Raw genomic sequence first — 14,817 nt, 5'->3', positions numbered from 1 at the left:
GAATTGCGATTGCTTCGATTGATTACAAACGTTTTCTCGCAGAGGCGCAGAGAAATAACACTTTCTTAATTTTTCTCTGCGTCTCTGCGCCTCCGCGAGAGAACATGTTTTATTAATCAGGGTTCGGCGGTCAGCGCCTCTTCCTGTTGCTTGACGGCGCTGCCTTCCGGGCGCGGGAAGCGCAGGCGTCGCGGATAGGGGAACACGTCGCCGTACACGCCGCGCTCCACCTCCGCCTGGCGTGCCTGCCAGTAGCGGTAGTCGAACAGCTCCGGATGCAGCTCCTTCAGCAGACGCCGCTGGGCCGGGTCGGTGGTGAGGAAGGTGGGGAACTCCTCGGGGAAGATGTCGTTGGGGCCCACGGAATACCAGGGCTCGGCGCTCAGTTCGTCCTCGGGGGTGCGCGGCGGCGGGATCCTGCGGAAGTTGCACTCGGTCAGGTAGCAGATCTCGTCGTAGTCGTAGAACACCACCTTGCCGGCGCAGGTCACGCCGAAGTTCTTGAACAGCAGGTCGCCGGGGAAGATGTTCACCGCCATGAGCTGCTTGATGGCGCGTCCCCAGTCGTCCAGGGCCTCGCGCATCTCCTGGGGATCCGCCTGCTCCAGGTAGAGGTTGAGCGGCGCCATGCGCTTCTCGATGTACAGGTGTCGGATGAACAGCAGATCGCCGTCGATCTCCATCTTGGAGGCGATCTGTTCGCGGAAGGCCTCGATCAGCTCCGGCGGGAAACGGTCCAGGGGGAAGGCCACGTCGGAGAATTCCAGGGTGTCGGCCATGCGTCCCACGCGGTCGTGCATCTTCACCTGCTGATAGCGCTTGCGCACCAGGTCGGCGGTCACCTGTTTCTGGGGCGCGAAGTGGTCGCGGATCACCTTGAACACGTAAGGGTAGGAGGGCAGGGTGAACACGGTCATCACCAGGCCCGGCGTGCCGGGGGCCATCTGGAAGGCGTCGTCGGTCTGCTCCAGGTGATGCAGGAAGTCGCGGTAGAACTCGTTCTTGGCCTGCTTGTGGAAGCCGATGGCCATGTACAGCTCGGCGATGGGCTTCTCCGGCATCAGGTCCTTGAGGAAGCTCACCGTGGCCGCCGGCACCGGGGTCTTCACCAGGAAGTAGGCCCGGGCGAAGCTGAACACCGCCTCGGCCCGCTCCTCGGTGGTGAGCAGGGTGTCGGCGTAGATGCCGCCGTGCTCGTTGTTGATCAGCGGCACGATGAAGGGGTGGGCCTCCGCGCCGCGTACCACGCGTCCGATCAGGTAGGCCCCCTTGTTGCGGAAGAACGGGAACTCCATGACGTCGATGCGCACCTGGTGCAGGTCGCCGCCGGCCAGTGGTGAGCGGGCGCGCAGGGCCTCGGCGATGCGCCGGGCATCCCGGTCGATGTCCTCGTAGGGCACGTTGAAATAGAAGGCGGAGAGGATCTCCCAGGCGCAGGTCTCAAGCCCCCCGTCACGGGGGTGGAAGGACATGAATCCCCGGTAGCGGCTGGCCAGGGCCGCGCGGTCGGCCACCGACTCCACGAAGATGTTGCGGTTGTTGAAGTACTTGCGCTCGAACAGCTGGCAGAACACCGAGTTGTAGAAGGTCTCCGCCAGCTCCGGACGGCTGTGCTGCTTGAGCAGCCCGGTGTAGACGGTCTTGACCTCCTGCCACAGGGGCTCGTCCAGTGCCTGGATGCCGAAACTGGTGCGCAGCTTGTCGATGGTCTCGCGCACCCGCTGGTCATAGAAGCTGATGCGCTTGGCGGCGGCGTGGCGCGCCGCCTCCCAGTCCGCCTCCTCGAATCGCTCCCGGGCACCGCTGGTGATCTCCTGGAAGAAGGAGAAGTGGCGCTCAAAACCGGTGAGGATGGAGCGGGCCAGTTGTTGGGCCTTGTCGATCATGCGCAGCAGATGCTCCCGCAGTCGGAGGGGATAGCATTCAGTCTAGACAAGAATGACGGGCGTGTTTATTGGATTTTTTAATGCTTACCATTGGAAATTGACCTCTGTTTCAGTCGTCGGGGCTGGGGTAGTGTCGCTGTCATGCGCTTGAAAAGCGCGCCGCGCAGCCCTGCTGCGCGAGCCATAACGACAGCAAACCACCAGCAGACGAGGACGAGACCATGAACAGAGAACAGCAGATCAAGGCCCTGGAGCGGGACTGGGCGGAGAACCCCCGCTGGCAGGGCGTTGCCCGGGGCTACAGCGCCGCCGACGTGGTGCGTCTGCGTGGTTCCCTGCAGCCGGAATACACCATCGCCCGGCGTGGCGCCGAGAAGCTCTGGCGCCTGGTCAACGGTGAAGCGAAGAAGGGTTACGTGAACTGCCTGGGCGCGCTCACCGCCGGCCAGGCCCTGCAGCAGGCCAAGGCAGGCGTGGAGGCCATCTATCTCTCCGGCTGGCAGGTGGCGGCGGACAACAACAGCTCCGAGACCATGTACCCGGACCAGTCCCTGTACGCCTACGACTCCGTGCCCACGGTGGTGCGGCGTATCAACAACACCTTCAAGCGCGCCGACGAGATCCAGTGGAGCCGCGGTATCTCCCCCGAGGACGAGAACGGGGTGGACTTCTTCCTGCCCATCGTGGCGGATGCCGAGGCGGGTTTCGGCGGCGTGCTCAACGCCTTCGAGCTGATGAAGAACATGATCACCGCCGGGGCCTCCGGGGTGCACTTCGAGGACCAGCTGGCGGCGGTGAAGAAATGCGGCCACATGGGCGGCAAGGTGCTGGTGCCCACCCAGGAGGCGGTGCAGAAGCTCATCGCCGCGCGCCTGGCTGCCGACGTGATGGGCGTGCCCACCGTGCTGCTGGCGCGCACCGACGCCGAGGCCGCCAACCTGCTCACCTCCGACGTGGACGACAATGACCGGCCCTTCGTCACCGGCGAGCGCACCAATGAGGGCTTCTACCGGGTGAAGAACGGCCTGGAGCAGGCCATCAGCCGCGGCGTCGCCTATGCCCCCTACGCGGACCTGGTGTGGTGCGAGACCGGCACGCCGGATCTGGGCTTCGCCCGGGAGTTCGCCGAGGCGGTGCGGGCGAAGAACCCGGACCAGCTGCTGGCCTACAACTGCTCGCCGTCCTTCAACTGGAAGAAGAACCTGGACATGAAGACCATCGCCGGCTTCCAGGACAAGCTCTCCGAGTACGGCTACAAGTACCAGTTCATCACCCTGGCCGGCATCCACAGCATGTGGTTCAACATGTACGACCTGGCCTATGACTACGCCCGGGGCGAGGGCATGCGCCACTACGTGGAGAAGGTGCAGGAGCCCGAGTTCGCCGCCCGTGAGCGTGGTTATACCTTCGTCTCCCACCAGCAGGAGGTGGGTGCCGGCTACTTCGACGACGTGACCACCACCATCCAGGGCGGCGCGTCCTCGGTGACGGCCCTGACCGGCTCCACCGAAGAGGCCCAGTTCGAGGAAACCCACTGACGCGTCCTGCCGCCGTCGCGCCTTACGACTATCATTGAAGTCGTGAGGCGCGACGGCGCCGTTTTGCGAGGGCAAGCCCATGGAACCTGCAGCCTACGGATTGACCGCCACCGCCGATCTGTGCGACCAGCACGGCGAGGCGGCGGGCGTGTGCGAGACCCACTTCGGCGATTACGGCGGCATCACCGCCTTCTCCGGGGAGATCGTCACGGTGCGCTGCTTCGAGGACAACGTGCTGGTGCGCCAGACCCTGGAGGCGGAGGGCCGGGGCAAGGTGCTGGTGGTGGACGGCGGCGGCTCCCTGCGCTGCGCCCTGTTCGGCGACATGCTGGCCCAGACGGCGCTCGACAACGGCTGGGCGGGGGTGATCGTCAACGGCTGCATCCGCGACGTGGCGGTGATCGTCACCCTGCCCATCGGCGTGAAGGCCCTGGGCACCCATCCCCGCAAGAGCGAGAAGCGCGGCGAGGGTGCGGTGAACGTGCCGGTGAGCTTCGGGGCCATCACCTTCCGGCCGGGGGAGCGGGTGTTTGCGGATGAGGACGGGGTGGTGGTGCTGAAGTAGGAAGTGTGAATTGGGAAGTGGGAAAGAAAACCACCCTCCCTGAGGTAGAGGGAGAAGGTTTTACTTCGCACTTCTCAATTCACACTTCCTACTTCCTTTCCCACTTCCCAATTCACACTTCGTACTTACGTTTCACTCCAAATGTTCGTACGCAATCAGCGTCAGGAAATCCGCCAGTTCCTCCGCCTTCGTGATGTCCGCGAACAGCTTCGCGGCGAGTTGATAGTGGCCTGACGCGAAGGCCTCATCACCCACCTCCTGGCGGATCGTCTCCATCTCCTCGGGGATGAGCCGCTCGACCATCTCCAGGCTCACGCGCCGACCGTCGTCCAGCACGCCGCCCGGATGGCGGATCCACTGCCAGATCTGGCAGCGGGAGATCTCGGCGGTGGCGGCGTCTTCCATGAGGTTGTGGATGGGCACCGCACCCCGCCCGCCCAGCCAGGCGGCCATGTACTGGATGGCCACGTTGATGTTGTTGCGCAGCCCCGCCTCGGTGATCGTGCCCTCGGGCACGGCGATCAGTTCGTCGCGGCCGGGGTTCACGTCGGGACGCTGGCGCGACAGCTGGTTGGCCTCGGGCATGTGCGTGTTGAACACCTCCATGGCCACGGGCACCAGTCCGGGGTGCGCCACCCAGGTGCCGTCATGGCCGTCCTTCGCCTCCCGCTCCTTGTCGGCCCGCACCTTGGCAAACGCCGTCTCGTTGGCGGCCTCGTCGCCGCGCACCGGGATCTGCGCAGCCATGCCGCCCATGGCGAAGGCGCCGCGGCGGTGGCAGGTCTTGATCACCAGCTGGGAATAGGCGCGCATGAAGGGCACGGTCATGCTCACCTGGGCGCGGTCCGGCAGCAGCCGGTCGGGGTGATTCCGGAAGGTCTTGATGTAGCTGAAGATGTAATCCCAGCGGCCGCAGTTCAGGCCGACGATGTGGTCCTTCAGTTCCCAGAGGATCTCGTCCAGCTCGAACACCGCCGGGAGGGTCTCGATGAGCACCGTGACCTTGATGGTCCCGGCGGGGATGCCGAGGCGCTCCTGGGCAAACAGGAACACCTCGTTCCACAGCCGCGCCTCGGTGTGGGCCTGGAGCTTGGGCAGGTAGAAGTAGGGGCCGGTGCCCTGGTCCAGCAGGGTGCGGGCGTTGTGGAAGAAGTACAGGCCGAAGTCGAACAGGGCGCCGGGAATGGCGCGACCGTTCACCCGCATGTGCTTCTCCGGCAGGTGCCAGCCCCGGGGGCGCACGATCAGTACCGCGGTCTGGTCATTGAGCGTGTAGTGCTTGCCCTCCGGGGAGGTGAAGTCGATGCTGCGCGTGACCGCGTCGTGCAGGTTCACCTGGCCCTCCAGGCCGTTGCGCCAGGTGGGGGCGTGGGCGTCCTCCAGGCAGGCCATGAAGCATTTCGCGCCGCTGTTCAGCGCATTGATGAGCATCTTGCGGTCCGTGGGACCGGTGATTTCCACGCGCCGGTCGCGCAGGTCCTCGGGGATGGTGCCGACGGTCCAGTCGGCGGCGCGGATCTCCCGGGTCTCGGCCAGGAAGTCCGGCAGTTCGCCGGCATCGAAGCGGGCCTGGCGCGCCTTTCGGGCGGCCAGCAGGGCATCCACCCGGGGGGCGAAGCGCTCGTGCAGGGCCACCAGGAAGTCCACGGCCTCGGGGGTGAACAGGTCCTCGAAGCCCTCGATGGGGGCGGTGAAGCTCACGGCCTCGTGCATGGTGGTTCCTCCTGCCGTCGGTCGGTTTATTCTGGTTTGTGGTTCGACTTAACCCGGATATTGCACCAAGGCGGTCGGCGGCTTTGTGTAAGCGTTTGAATTGCATGCATCAATAAGCCCAACTGGCTACAAAGCCGCAACAGCAGTCTCTGCCACGCCGCCGACCTATCGCGATGCCTGCGGCCTCTCGGCCTGTCTCGCTTGCTCTTCAGTCGAACCGTAGCTATGGCTACGGCTTCTCCTTCCAGAGGCGGCGCGAGACAGGCCGAGAGACCACAATCATTCGCGATCCTTGGTGCAATATCCGGGCTAGGGTAGAAAACCCGCCACTATTTGACTAGCTTATTCAATCTATACTGACTATTAAATTGATCAATGAGGACTGGCAGTCCATGAGCCGATCCGCCGCGCCCCCCGCCACCCCCAACCGCCTGCGCCAGCTGCGTGCCTTCTGCCAGGCGGCCCAGACCGGCAGCATCTCCCGGGCCGCCGAGCGCCTGTGCGTGAGTCAACCCTCGGTGTCGCTGCTGATCAAGGGGCTGGAGCAGGACCTTAACGTGCTGCTGTTCGAGCGCCGCGGCCCGCGCATCGAGCTGACCGCGGCCGGCCAGGTGCTGCTGGAGACCAGCCTGCCCCTGGTGGAGGGCATGGACCACCTGCCGGAGGTGTTCGCCGCGCGCCTGGGCGAGGCGGGCCAGGGCAGCCTGGACCTGGCGGCGGGGGAATCCACCATCCTTTACCTGCTGCCCGAGTACGTGAAGCGTTTCAGCGAGCGTTACCCGGCGGTGAAGCTGCACCTGCACAACGTCACCGGCCGGGACGGCCTGAAGATGCTGCGTGCGGGCGAGGTGGACTTCGCCGTGGGCTCCATGATCGACGTGCCCGAGGACATGCACTACCACCCCATCTTCACCTACGAGCCCATGCTCATCACCGCCCTCAACCATCCCCTGGCGAAGAAAAAGAAGGTGAGCCTGGAGGACGTCTCCCCCTGCGGGCTGATCCTGCCGCCGCGGCATCTCTCCACCTGGTCGATCGTGGACCTGGTGTTTCATCAGCACGGCCTGGATTACCACGTGGTGCTGGAGGCCGGCGGCTGGGAGGTGATCAAGAAGTTCGTGGAACTGGACATGGGCGTGTCCATCGTCACCAGCATCTGCCTGACCGGCGAGGAGAAGCTGGCCGCCATTCCGCTGAGCGACTACTTCCCCAGGCGCACCTACGGCGTGGTGATGCGCAAGGGCAAGTTCCTGTCACCCCAGGCCTGCTCCTTCCTGGAGCTCATGGACCCGGACTTCACCCGCTGCCGGCACGCCGACCAGATGCGCATGCTGGGCACGGGCCGCGTCGCGGACATGGTGGAGCAGAGTGTCGATTTCACCGGCCACGACCGCTCCTACCCCTGAAAAGATGTCAGAATGATGAACGCATTCATGCGCCCCTGGATCCGCCCATGATGAAACTGCATATACACCACAAGGACAGCCTGATCGCCGTGCACGAGCTCGCCCCGGGCACGACCCGCATCGGGCGCAAGGAAGACAATGACATCGTGCTGCCCGACCGCACCGTCAGCGGTCACCACGCGCGCATTCACCACGCCTACGGCCTGGCGGTGCTCGAGGACCTGGGCAGCACCAACGGCAGCTCCGTCAACGGCAAGCGCGTCACCCGCCGTGCCCTGGAGAACGGCGACATCATCGTGATCGGCAATTGCCAGTTGCGCTTCGAGACCGATGAGCAGGTGGGCACCGACGAGCCGGAGACCCAGGACAGCGGGCCGCCCACCCAGATCCTGCGCGTGAACACGCCCGGGATGCCCCCCGGCCCCGTGGGCGGGAAGGCCACCCAGCACATCCGCAAGCTGCGTGCCGGTGTCCCGTCCAATCCGGCGGAACTCTCCCTGCGCCTGCGCTTCATGAGCGGCCGCAATCAGGGCCGGCATCTCGATCTCATCAACACCGTCACTGCCCTCGGCCAGCCGGGGCAGGAGGTGGTGGCGCTGGTGCGCGAGGCTGGCGGACTGATGCTTCGGGTCATCGAGGTCAACGACGGCCTGGTGCTGGTCAACGGCGAGGCCGTGGCCGAGGGCACGCGCGCGCTCAAGCATCACGACATCATCCAGCTGGGCGAGGTGCGCATGATGGTGCTCTTCGAGCATCCCATCGCCGCCATGGAAAAGGGCACCGAGGACTGGTCCCTGGAATAAGCCACCTGTACCACGCCGTGCCTCGTCATGGTGCGTCCTGCGCGCTGATCGGGCATGTCAGCCACGCGTTTGTGTGTTCGCCAATACCCAAAAGACGCAATGGAAACCGGCATCAATCCAGTTGTCGGAACCGGTTCTAGCGCCTTCGTACTGAATCACCTGTTGCAGCATGGCGTCCTCCCGGCCTGTCACGCCGGTCTGCCTGCGTGCTTGTGGGTCGGGCTTCAGCCCGACATGCGGTGTCTGACCGGGCAGCGGCTGTCGGCCTGAAGGCCGACCTGCGGTTGTGCTGCCCCTGGAAGACAACGGCGTGGGACAGGTTTGCGAGACCCGCATCTCTTGAAGCGCATGTCCAGCCCTGCCGGTTGCGATTCCCCTAAAAAAATACTGGTTCGGTTCTTGCTTTGCTGATGGGCTGTGATGCCGGTGCCCGGCATCCGCACCCGGATTCCAACCGCACAGGGCCAGACCAGACCATGACCGACCTGCACCTCTCCCCCGAAGCCATGCGACTCATGATCCAGCTGCGGCGCCTGCTGGCCTCGGATCACGATGTGCACGTGGACATGGCGGCAGAGCAGCCCTGGGTGCAGCTGCTGGACGCCACCCGTGAATGTCGAGATCGCAAGGCGGACATGATGGCCGAGGCGGTGTGCGAGGCGCTCAGTCGCAGCAACCCGGACTCGCTGGTGAACGCGCTGCGCGCGCGCCTGCGCCCCGGTTTCAGTCCGCCCCTGCACGAGCGGCAGGTGGGCTTTCGTCCCGGCAAGGTCTACCGGGGGCAGCGGGTACGCGACGAGCAGCCGGCGGCGCCGTCACCCGAGGCCGCCCCTGTCGCGCCTGGGCCTGAGCAGGCGCAGCCGGATGCCCCTCCGCGCCGCGTACTGGTCTACCGGGGGCAGAAGCGGGTGGTGTGATCCGTGCCGGGACAGTGACCGTGCGTGGCTGAAGCGTCCGTCACCCGACGGGTCAGGTCATTGGGCTCACGGGTGACAGCCCCATGCGCGCGGTTATACTCAGGCAGTCATGGGCTGCCGGGGTTATTCATGGACTGTTTCAACCGGGCTTCTCGCGCGCTCGTCGCCTTGCTGCTGACTTCGCTGCTGCCGGGCGTGGCAGCAGCGGCCGATGAGGGTCGTTTCCAGAGCTTGGAGGATACCGTCGTGATCGATCACCAGACGGGGCTGATGTGGATGCGATGCAGTCTGGGCCAGCGCTGGGAGAACGGGCGCTGTGCCGGCGCCCTCGGCGAGTACGGCTGGGACGCGGCCCGTGTCGCGGGCGAGGACCTCAGCCACGCCGGTTTTGATGACTGGCGTCTGCCGGAGATCGACGAGCTGCGCAGTCTGATCCGCTGTTCCGAGGGCATGGAAGGCGAGGGTCGGGAGGCGCGCTGCCGTGCCGGTTCTGCCATGCCCACCATCGATACGGATCTCTTTCCCGATACCCCGGACGGCTACTACTGGTCCGCCACGCCGTTTCGCGGCGACCCGCGTCATGCCTGGATCGTGCTGTTCCGCGACGGCGGCGCCTATGACGGCTACGACCGGGACTGGGATCATCATGTGCGGCTGGTGCGCGGCGGGCGCTGAAGTCAACAGCCTGTTCTCTCGCGGAGGCGCAGAGGCGCTGATAAAACAATGCGATCTTTCGCCAAGACGCGAAGAAATTATTTTGAATGGTTCTCCCCGTGACCCCGTGCCTCCGTGAGAGAAAATTGGTTTTCTCCCGGATCAAATCAAAACCGCGTCCTCTCACGGAGCCACGGGGACACGGAGGAAAAATTCAAAGCGCTTTTCTCTGCGCCTCCGCGCCTCCGCGAGAGAATCATCCTTTCAACGTTCAAGATAGATGACGAACGCGCGCCGATGCCGTAGGCTCGACCCATGCGCGGACTTGTCCCTCCCGATCCCGAAACCGGCGTCTCCACGCCCCGCTACGCGGTGGTGTACATGCCGGCCCGTGCCCGCAAGCGCTTTCCTGCCGGCTGCGTGCAACTGATGGAATCCGCCGAGGCGGCCCTCAATGCCGCCGATCCCGCCGCCCGGCAGTTCGCCGCCCAGGTGCTCGGGCCCTCCAAGTCCTCGGAGGGGCAGTACCTCTACTACCTGCTGGAATGGCTCGATCCGGCTGCGCCCTGATCCGGAAAGGCTCTTCTCTCGCGGAGGCGCAGAGGCGCTGAGAAAAACAATGCGATCTCTCGCCAAGACGCCAAGAAATTATTTTGAATGGCTCTCTCCGTGTCCCCGTGGCTCCGTGAGAGAAAATTGGTTTTCTCCCGGATCAAGTCAAAACTCCGTCCTCTCACGGAGCCACGGGGACACGGAGGAAAAATTCAAAGCGCTTTTCCCCGCGCCTCTGCGCCTCCGCGAGAGCACAGGCTCTTGCACTCATCGCAGGGGCTCCCGCACGGTCCCGGTTTCGTTATAGTGCCGCCAGGTCTGAGCACAGGATCAACACCATGAATACACTGCCCTGGTATGCGGCCGGTCTCGGCGCGGCCCTGTTGTGGGGTATCCACTATCCCCTGCTGGAACATGCGCTCAAGCGCGTGTCCCTGGTCACGGTGCTGGTGCTGACGGTCCTGCCGGTGCTGGTGGTGGCCCTGGTGTTTCGCGACACCCTGTGGCGGGATGCCCTGGTGCTGGCCTCCATGGACTGGCCGGACCGGGCGCGCATTCTGCTCCTGTCGGTCACCAGCCTGGCCGCCACGGTGATGCTGTTCCTGGCTATCGGCGGCCGCAACGCGACGCTCGCCAGCCTGATCGAGATCACCTATCCCCTGTTCGTGGTGCTGTTCACCTGGCTCCTGTTTCGCCAGGTGCATGTCACGCCCAGCGCCGCCATCGGCGGCGTGCTGGTGATGGCGGGTGCGACGCTGATCATCTGGAATCATCCCTGAGTCAGGGCAACGGCGGGTTTCCAGGGCGGCCCCGGTCCGGGATAATCGCCCCGGACATTCAATCAATAGAGGACAGACATATGGCCATGGCAAGCGCCCGCCACCTGCTGGTGGACTCCGAGGAACTCTGCAATGAACTGAAGGCCCGCATCGAGGCCGGCGAGGATTTCGCCGCCCTGGCCAAGGAATACTCCTCCTGCCCCTCCGGGCAGCAGGGCGGTGAGCTGGGCCGTTTCGGCCGCGGCCAGATGGTGCCGGAGTTCGACCGGGTGGTGTTCTCCGCGCCGGTTAACACCGTGCAGGGGCCGGTGAAGACCCAGTTCGGCTATCACCTGCTGGAGGTCACCTCCCGCCAGGATTGAGTCGGTAGGACCTGCATGACGAGCCCGGCCGATGCGCATCGGCCGGGCTTTTTTGTGTCTCAGCGCTGGGTCTGATAATCCACTGCCCGTGCCCGGCTCATTGCCCAGATCCCCAGTGCCGGTCCCGGCAGCAGGAGCCACAGCACCAGCAGCTGCCAATCACCCCACAGGTGCATGACCAGCGCGATGGACGGCAGCGTGAGGGCAAAGCCCACGGCGTTCATCATGGCCAGGGCAGCACCCAGGCGGTCCCGGGGCGCGCTCAGGGAGGCGAGGGTGGTGAACTGGGGGGAGTCGGCGATGACCGTGAGGCCCCAGAGGAACAGCAGACCCAGCAGCAGGAGCGGTGCGGCCTCACCGAGCAGCGGATAGATGAGGCACAGGGCACCGGACACGCCGAGGGCGACCCGGGCCACGCGCAGGCTGCCCTGGCTGCGGCTTAGCCGCCCGCCCAGCACGCAACCCAGCGCGCCGATGCCGATGACGCCGAAGGCCAGCCAGGGCATCCACTGCGGGGAAAGGTCCAGACGCCCGAGTTCCCGCAATACCAGCAGCGGCGCCAGGGTCCAGAAGGCATACAACTCCCAGCAATGGCCGAAATAGCCCAGGGCGGCGGCACGGAACGGGCGGCGCCGGAATGCCGCGAGCCCGGACCAGGGCCGTCCGCCGGAGGCGGTGGCGGGCAGGTGCGGGCCATCGCCCAGGGCGCGCACCATCACGGCGGCGAACAGGGCCAGCAGGGAGGCGAGCAGCAGCGGTGCCTGCCAGGGCAGTTCCAGGGTGGCGCCGCGCAACAGGTGGGGCAGGGCGGTGCCCAGGGTGAGCATGCCCACCAGCCAACCCAGGGCCAGGCCCGCGTGCCGGGGTGTCCAGCTCACCACCAGCTTCATGCCCAGGGGGTAGATGCCGGCCAGGCACAGGCCGGTGGCAAAGCGCAGGGCCATCGCGAGGCTGAAGTCGCCGGCGACGGGGATGAAGGCGGCATTGATGACAGCGCCGCTCACGGCAGCCGCGGCGAACAGCCGGCTGGCAGGGAAGCGGTCGGCCAGCCCGGTGATGGCCAGCAGCAGGGTGCCGGTGATGAAACCTGCCTGCACGGCCACGGTGAGCAGACCCAGCCCGGCATCCGTGAGCCCGGTCTCGCGCTCCAGAGACAGGGCCACGCCGTTGACGCTGAACCACAGCGAGGTGCCGAACAGCTGCGCCAGCACGATGACTACCACCGGGTGGCGCAGATACCAGCGCTTGTTGTGCGTGCTCATGGTGTGTTCAGGTGTCGCTGTCTATGATCGTCATGGACCGATGAACGGAGGTGGAACGATGCTGTTGAAAAGAATGGTCTTGTCGCTGGCCGTGCTCCTGCTGCTCGCGGCCTGTGCCCAGATGCAGTCCCAGGGTGGCGAGACCGTCCTGCCCGAGCCTCGCGGCGGGTTCGTCACGGACATGGCCGCCTTCGAGCAGTTCATCGCAACGCGCCCAGGTCCTGAGGACTTCCGCAGGGTCTATCCCGACGTGCTGCTGGTGCTGCCCGGTGACATCGCCACCCGGGAATACCGCATGAACAACAGCCGCTACTTTGCGCATCTGGATGAGGCGGGGCGCATCACCGGGGGGCAGTTCCAGTAGGCGCTCAGCCGCTGCACAACGCCTTGCCTGTGCTGACCCAAGCCGGTGCCCTCGTGTGATGCGATCCGGTCGATAGCTTATCATTGTGCCCCTGCCCGTCCCGTCCCGAAGGGCGCGAGGTTTTATCCGGATGCTCAAGTTCCTCACATTGCTGGCCCTGATCTGGTTTGCCTGGTGGCGCGTCCGGCGCTTCCTGTGGCATCGGCGTCTGCGTCGGGAGGGCCGGGAGATTCCCGTCGAGAAGGGGCCGCGCCCGATCACACTGCTGGCGGGCATGCTGCTGGCGGTCTATGGCGGTTACATGCTCTGGCACCTGTTCAGCCTGAGTGGTTCGGGGGCCTGAGCACCCGCCTGGCCCGGACCATGCACCCAGGCAGCCGCCGGCCTGCCGAGGTGCTTGCGGTCTCGCACTCTGTCCCGCTTGCATAGGGCGGCCCGTGGCCGCCTGCCGACCGTGAACCTGCGGCTGATGGCGGGTACGGCCCGCCCTATACTGTTCAGGAAGGCTGACAGGGAGAGACAGGCGCTGAGGTCACGATCATCACGATCCCTGGTGCAATGTCCTGGCCAGGCATGCCGGCGGCGCCGGGAAGGTATAGAATGCCCGGTCCGGCGATTTGCCCCGGGATTCATGCGTATTCACGAAGGTCAGCCATGTTCCTTGCCCCCTTTCATGCCAGCGCCAACGGCCTGGTGACCATCAGTGCCGAGCAGGGCAGTCGCTTTGCCAAGGAGATCGCCGGCGATTTCAACCCCATCCACAACCCGGATGCCAAGCGCTTCGTGGTGCCGGGAGACCTGCTGTTCTCCCTGGTGCTGGACCGCTACGGCCTGAACCGGCGCATGGCCTTCAGCTTCACGGGCATGGTGGGCGCCGGGGTGGGTCTGCGTTTCCCCGAGACCGACGCGCCTGCCTTCGCGGTTGAGGACACCACCGGCAAGGGCTATCTGAACGTGGACCGGGAAGGCGCCGTGAGCCGCGATCCGGGGCTGGTGGAAGGCTTCACCCGCGGCTACGTGGCCTTCTCCGGCCAGACCTTCCCCGGCGTCCTGGTGCCGCTGATGCGCGAGCACGGCGTGATGATCAACCCGGAACGCCCGCTGGTGATCTACGAGGGCATGAGCTTCGATCTCAAGCACCTGGACTTCGTTGCGCCACAGCTGGAACTGGTGGATGCCAGCCTGGTGGTGAGCGGCAAGCGGGGCGACGTGAGCCTGCGTTTCGGCATCCGCGCCGACGGCGCCCAGGTGGGCACCGGCGCCAAGAAGCTGGTACTCAGCGGCCTGCGGGAATTCGACGAGGATGACATGGACGCCCTGGTGGATCAGTACGCGGGCTGGAAGGTCGCCTACCAGGGCGGGCTGTAACGCCCGACCTACGGCGCTCGCTGTAGGCCGGATGCGCTGCGCTTATCCGGCCTACAGGATTTCAGGGTCAGCCGGGTTCAAAAATTGTCGGTGGAGGTGAACAGGCCGACGCGCAGGTCCTTGGCGGTGTAGATTTCACGGCCGTCGACGCTCACGGTGCCGTCGGAGATCCCCAGGATCAGCTTGCGGGTGATGATGCGCTTCACATCCACCTGGTAGGTGACCTTCTTCGCCCTGGGCAGCACCTGGCCGGTGAACTTCACCTCGCCCACTCCCAGGGCCCGTCCGCGGCCCGGGTTGCCCAGCCAGGCCAGGTAGAAACCCACCAGCTGCCACATGGCGTCAAGGCCCAGGCAGCCGGGCATCACCGGGTCGCCGGGGAAGTGGCATTCGAAGAACCAGAGGTCCGGGTGGATGTCCAGCTCGGCCTTCATCTCGCCCTTGCCGAAGGCTCCGCCCTCGTCGGCGATGCGCGTGATGCGATCCATCATGAGCATGTTGGGCACGGGCAACTGGGCGTTGCCGGGGCCGAACATCTCCCCATGGCCGCATTTCAGGAGCTGGTCACGATCGAAACTTTCTACGCGCATGAAGGCATCCGGTCACAGTCAGAAAGCCGCCTATTGGACCGGATTATGGCCTTGGACA

At 65.4% G+C, this 14,817-nt stretch carries 16 protein-coding genes; 12 read left to right on the top strand and 4 right to left on the bottom strand.

Annotated elements, in window-relative coordinates:
* Window positions 1-116: 116 nt before the first annotated feature.
* A complete protein-coding gene (aceK, locus tag TGR7_RS12825; RefSeq protein ID WP_012639104.1) occupies window positions 117-1,886 on the bottom strand; it encodes a bifunctional isocitrate dehydrogenase kinase/phosphatase in 1,770 nt (589 codons plus the stop codon).
* 221 nt (window positions 1,887-2,107) lie between these two features.
* Between aceK and aceA the strand changes: the two genes are divergently transcribed.
* Window positions 2,108-3,424 (top strand): isocitrate lyase, encoded by a 1,317-nt coding sequence (gene aceA, locus TGR7_RS12820; RefSeq protein ID WP_012639103.1) that lies wholly within the window; start codon window positions 2,108-2,110, stop codon window positions 3,422-3,424.
* A 79-nt stretch (window positions 3,425-3,503) separates the two neighbouring features.
* On the top strand, window positions 3,504-3,989 hold the full coding sequence (gene rraA, locus TGR7_RS12815) for a ribonuclease E activity regulator RraA (RefSeq protein ID WP_012639102.1): 486 nt from the start codon (window positions 3,504-3,506) through the stop codon (window positions 3,987-3,989).
* 132 nt (window positions 3,990-4,121) lie between these two features.
* On the opposite strand, the gene aceB is transcribed toward rraA, so the two are convergent.
* The gene (aceB, locus tag TGR7_RS12810; protein ID WP_012639101.1) at window positions 4,122-5,702 is read right to left on the bottom strand and encodes a malate synthase A; all 1,581 of its coding nucleotides are present in this window, start codon (window positions 5,700-5,702) and stop codon (window positions 4,122-4,124) included.
* A 392-nt stretch (window positions 5,703-6,094) separates the two neighbouring features.
* Between aceB and TGR7_RS12805 the strand changes: the two genes are divergently transcribed.
* The 7 genes from TGR7_RS12805 (at window position 6,095) to TGR7_RS12775 (ending at window position 11,175) form a co-directional block, all read left to right on the top strand.
* Window positions 6,095-7,108, top strand: coding sequence for a LysR family transcriptional regulator (locus TGR7_RS12805; RefSeq protein ID WP_012639100.1), 1,014 nt, complete (start codon window positions 6,095-6,097; stop codon window positions 7,106-7,108).
* Window positions 7,109-7,155: 47 nt separating this feature from the next.
* Window positions 7,156-7,911, top strand: coding sequence for an FHA domain-containing protein (locus tag TGR7_RS12800; protein ID WP_012639099.1), 756 nt, complete (start codon window positions 7,156-7,158; stop codon window positions 7,909-7,911).
* Between the two features lie 476 nt (window positions 7,912-8,387).
* On the top strand, window positions 8,388-8,828 hold the full coding sequence (locus TGR7_RS12795) for a hypothetical protein (RefSeq protein ID WP_012639098.1): 441 nt from the start codon (window positions 8,388-8,390) through the stop codon (window positions 8,826-8,828).
* Window positions 8,829-8,957: 129 nt separating this feature from the next.
* Window positions 8,958-9,503: an Lcl C-terminal domain-containing protein gene (locus TGR7_RS12790; protein WP_012639097.1), complete on the top strand. Its 546-nt coding sequence runs from the start codon at window positions 8,958-8,960 to the stop codon at window positions 9,501-9,503.
* A 294-nt stretch (window positions 9,504-9,797) separates the two neighbouring features.
* Window positions 9,798-10,052, top strand: a complete 255-nt coding sequence (locus TGR7_RS12785) for a hypothetical protein (protein WP_012639096.1) — start codon at window positions 9,798-9,800, stop codon at window positions 10,050-10,052.
* A gap of 320 nt (window positions 10,053-10,372) precedes the next feature.
* On the top strand, window positions 10,373-10,813 hold the full coding sequence (locus tag TGR7_RS12780) for an EamA family transporter (protein WP_012639095.1): 441 nt from the start codon (window positions 10,373-10,375) through the stop codon (window positions 10,811-10,813).
* 80 nt (window positions 10,814-10,893) lie between these two features.
* Window positions 10,894-11,175, top strand: a complete 282-nt coding sequence (locus TGR7_RS12775) for a peptidylprolyl isomerase (RefSeq protein ID WP_012639094.1) — start codon at window positions 10,894-10,896, stop codon at window positions 11,173-11,175.
* A gap of 59 nt (window positions 11,176-11,234) precedes the next feature.
* Here the strand turns inward: TGR7_RS12775 and TGR7_RS12770 are convergent, their stop codons facing one another.
* Complete coding sequence (locus TGR7_RS12770; protein ID WP_012639093.1) at window positions 11,235-12,437, bottom strand: MFS transporter; 1,203 nt, start codon at window positions 12,435-12,437, stop codon at window positions 11,235-11,237.
* Window positions 12,438-12,495: 58 nt separating this feature from the next.
* Between TGR7_RS12770 and TGR7_RS12765 the strand changes: the two genes are divergently transcribed.
* From TGR7_RS12765 to TGR7_RS12755, 3 genes are all read left to right on the top strand, one after another.
* Window positions 12,496-12,801, top strand: a complete 306-nt coding sequence (locus tag TGR7_RS12765) for a hypothetical protein (RefSeq protein ID WP_012639092.1) — start codon at window positions 12,496-12,498, stop codon at window positions 12,799-12,801.
* 130 nt (window positions 12,802-12,931) lie between these two features.
* Window positions 12,932-13,144: a hypothetical protein gene (locus tag TGR7_RS12760; protein WP_012639091.1), complete on the top strand. Its 213-nt coding sequence runs from the start codon at window positions 12,932-12,934 to the stop codon at window positions 13,142-13,144.
* 311 nt (window positions 13,145-13,455) lie between these two features.
* Window positions 13,456-14,169, top strand: a complete 714-nt coding sequence (locus TGR7_RS12755; protein ID WP_012639090.1) for a DUF3581 domain-containing protein — start codon at window positions 13,456-13,458, stop codon at window positions 14,167-14,169.
* 77 nt (window positions 14,170-14,246) lie between these two features.
* Here TGR7_RS12755 and fabA read toward each other — a convergent pair whose 3' ends face one another.
* On the bottom strand, window positions 14,247-14,759 hold the full coding sequence (fabA, locus tag TGR7_RS12750; RefSeq protein WP_012639089.1) for a 3-hydroxyacyl-[acyl-carrier-protein] dehydratase FabA: 513 nt from the start codon (window positions 14,757-14,759) through the stop codon (window positions 14,247-14,249).
* Between the last annotated feature and the right edge of the window lie 58 nt (window positions 14,760-14,817).

It is taken from the genome of Thioalkalivibrio sulfidiphilus HL-EbGr7 (assembly GCF_000021985.1).
Lineage (GTDB): Bacteria > Pseudomonadota > Gammaproteobacteria > Ectothiorhodospirales > Ectothiorhodospiraceae > Thioalkalivibrio_A > Thioalkalivibrio_A sulfidiphilus.
Note: the sequence above shows the minus strand (reverse complement) of the source record. Positions and strands in the feature narration are given on the sequence as shown.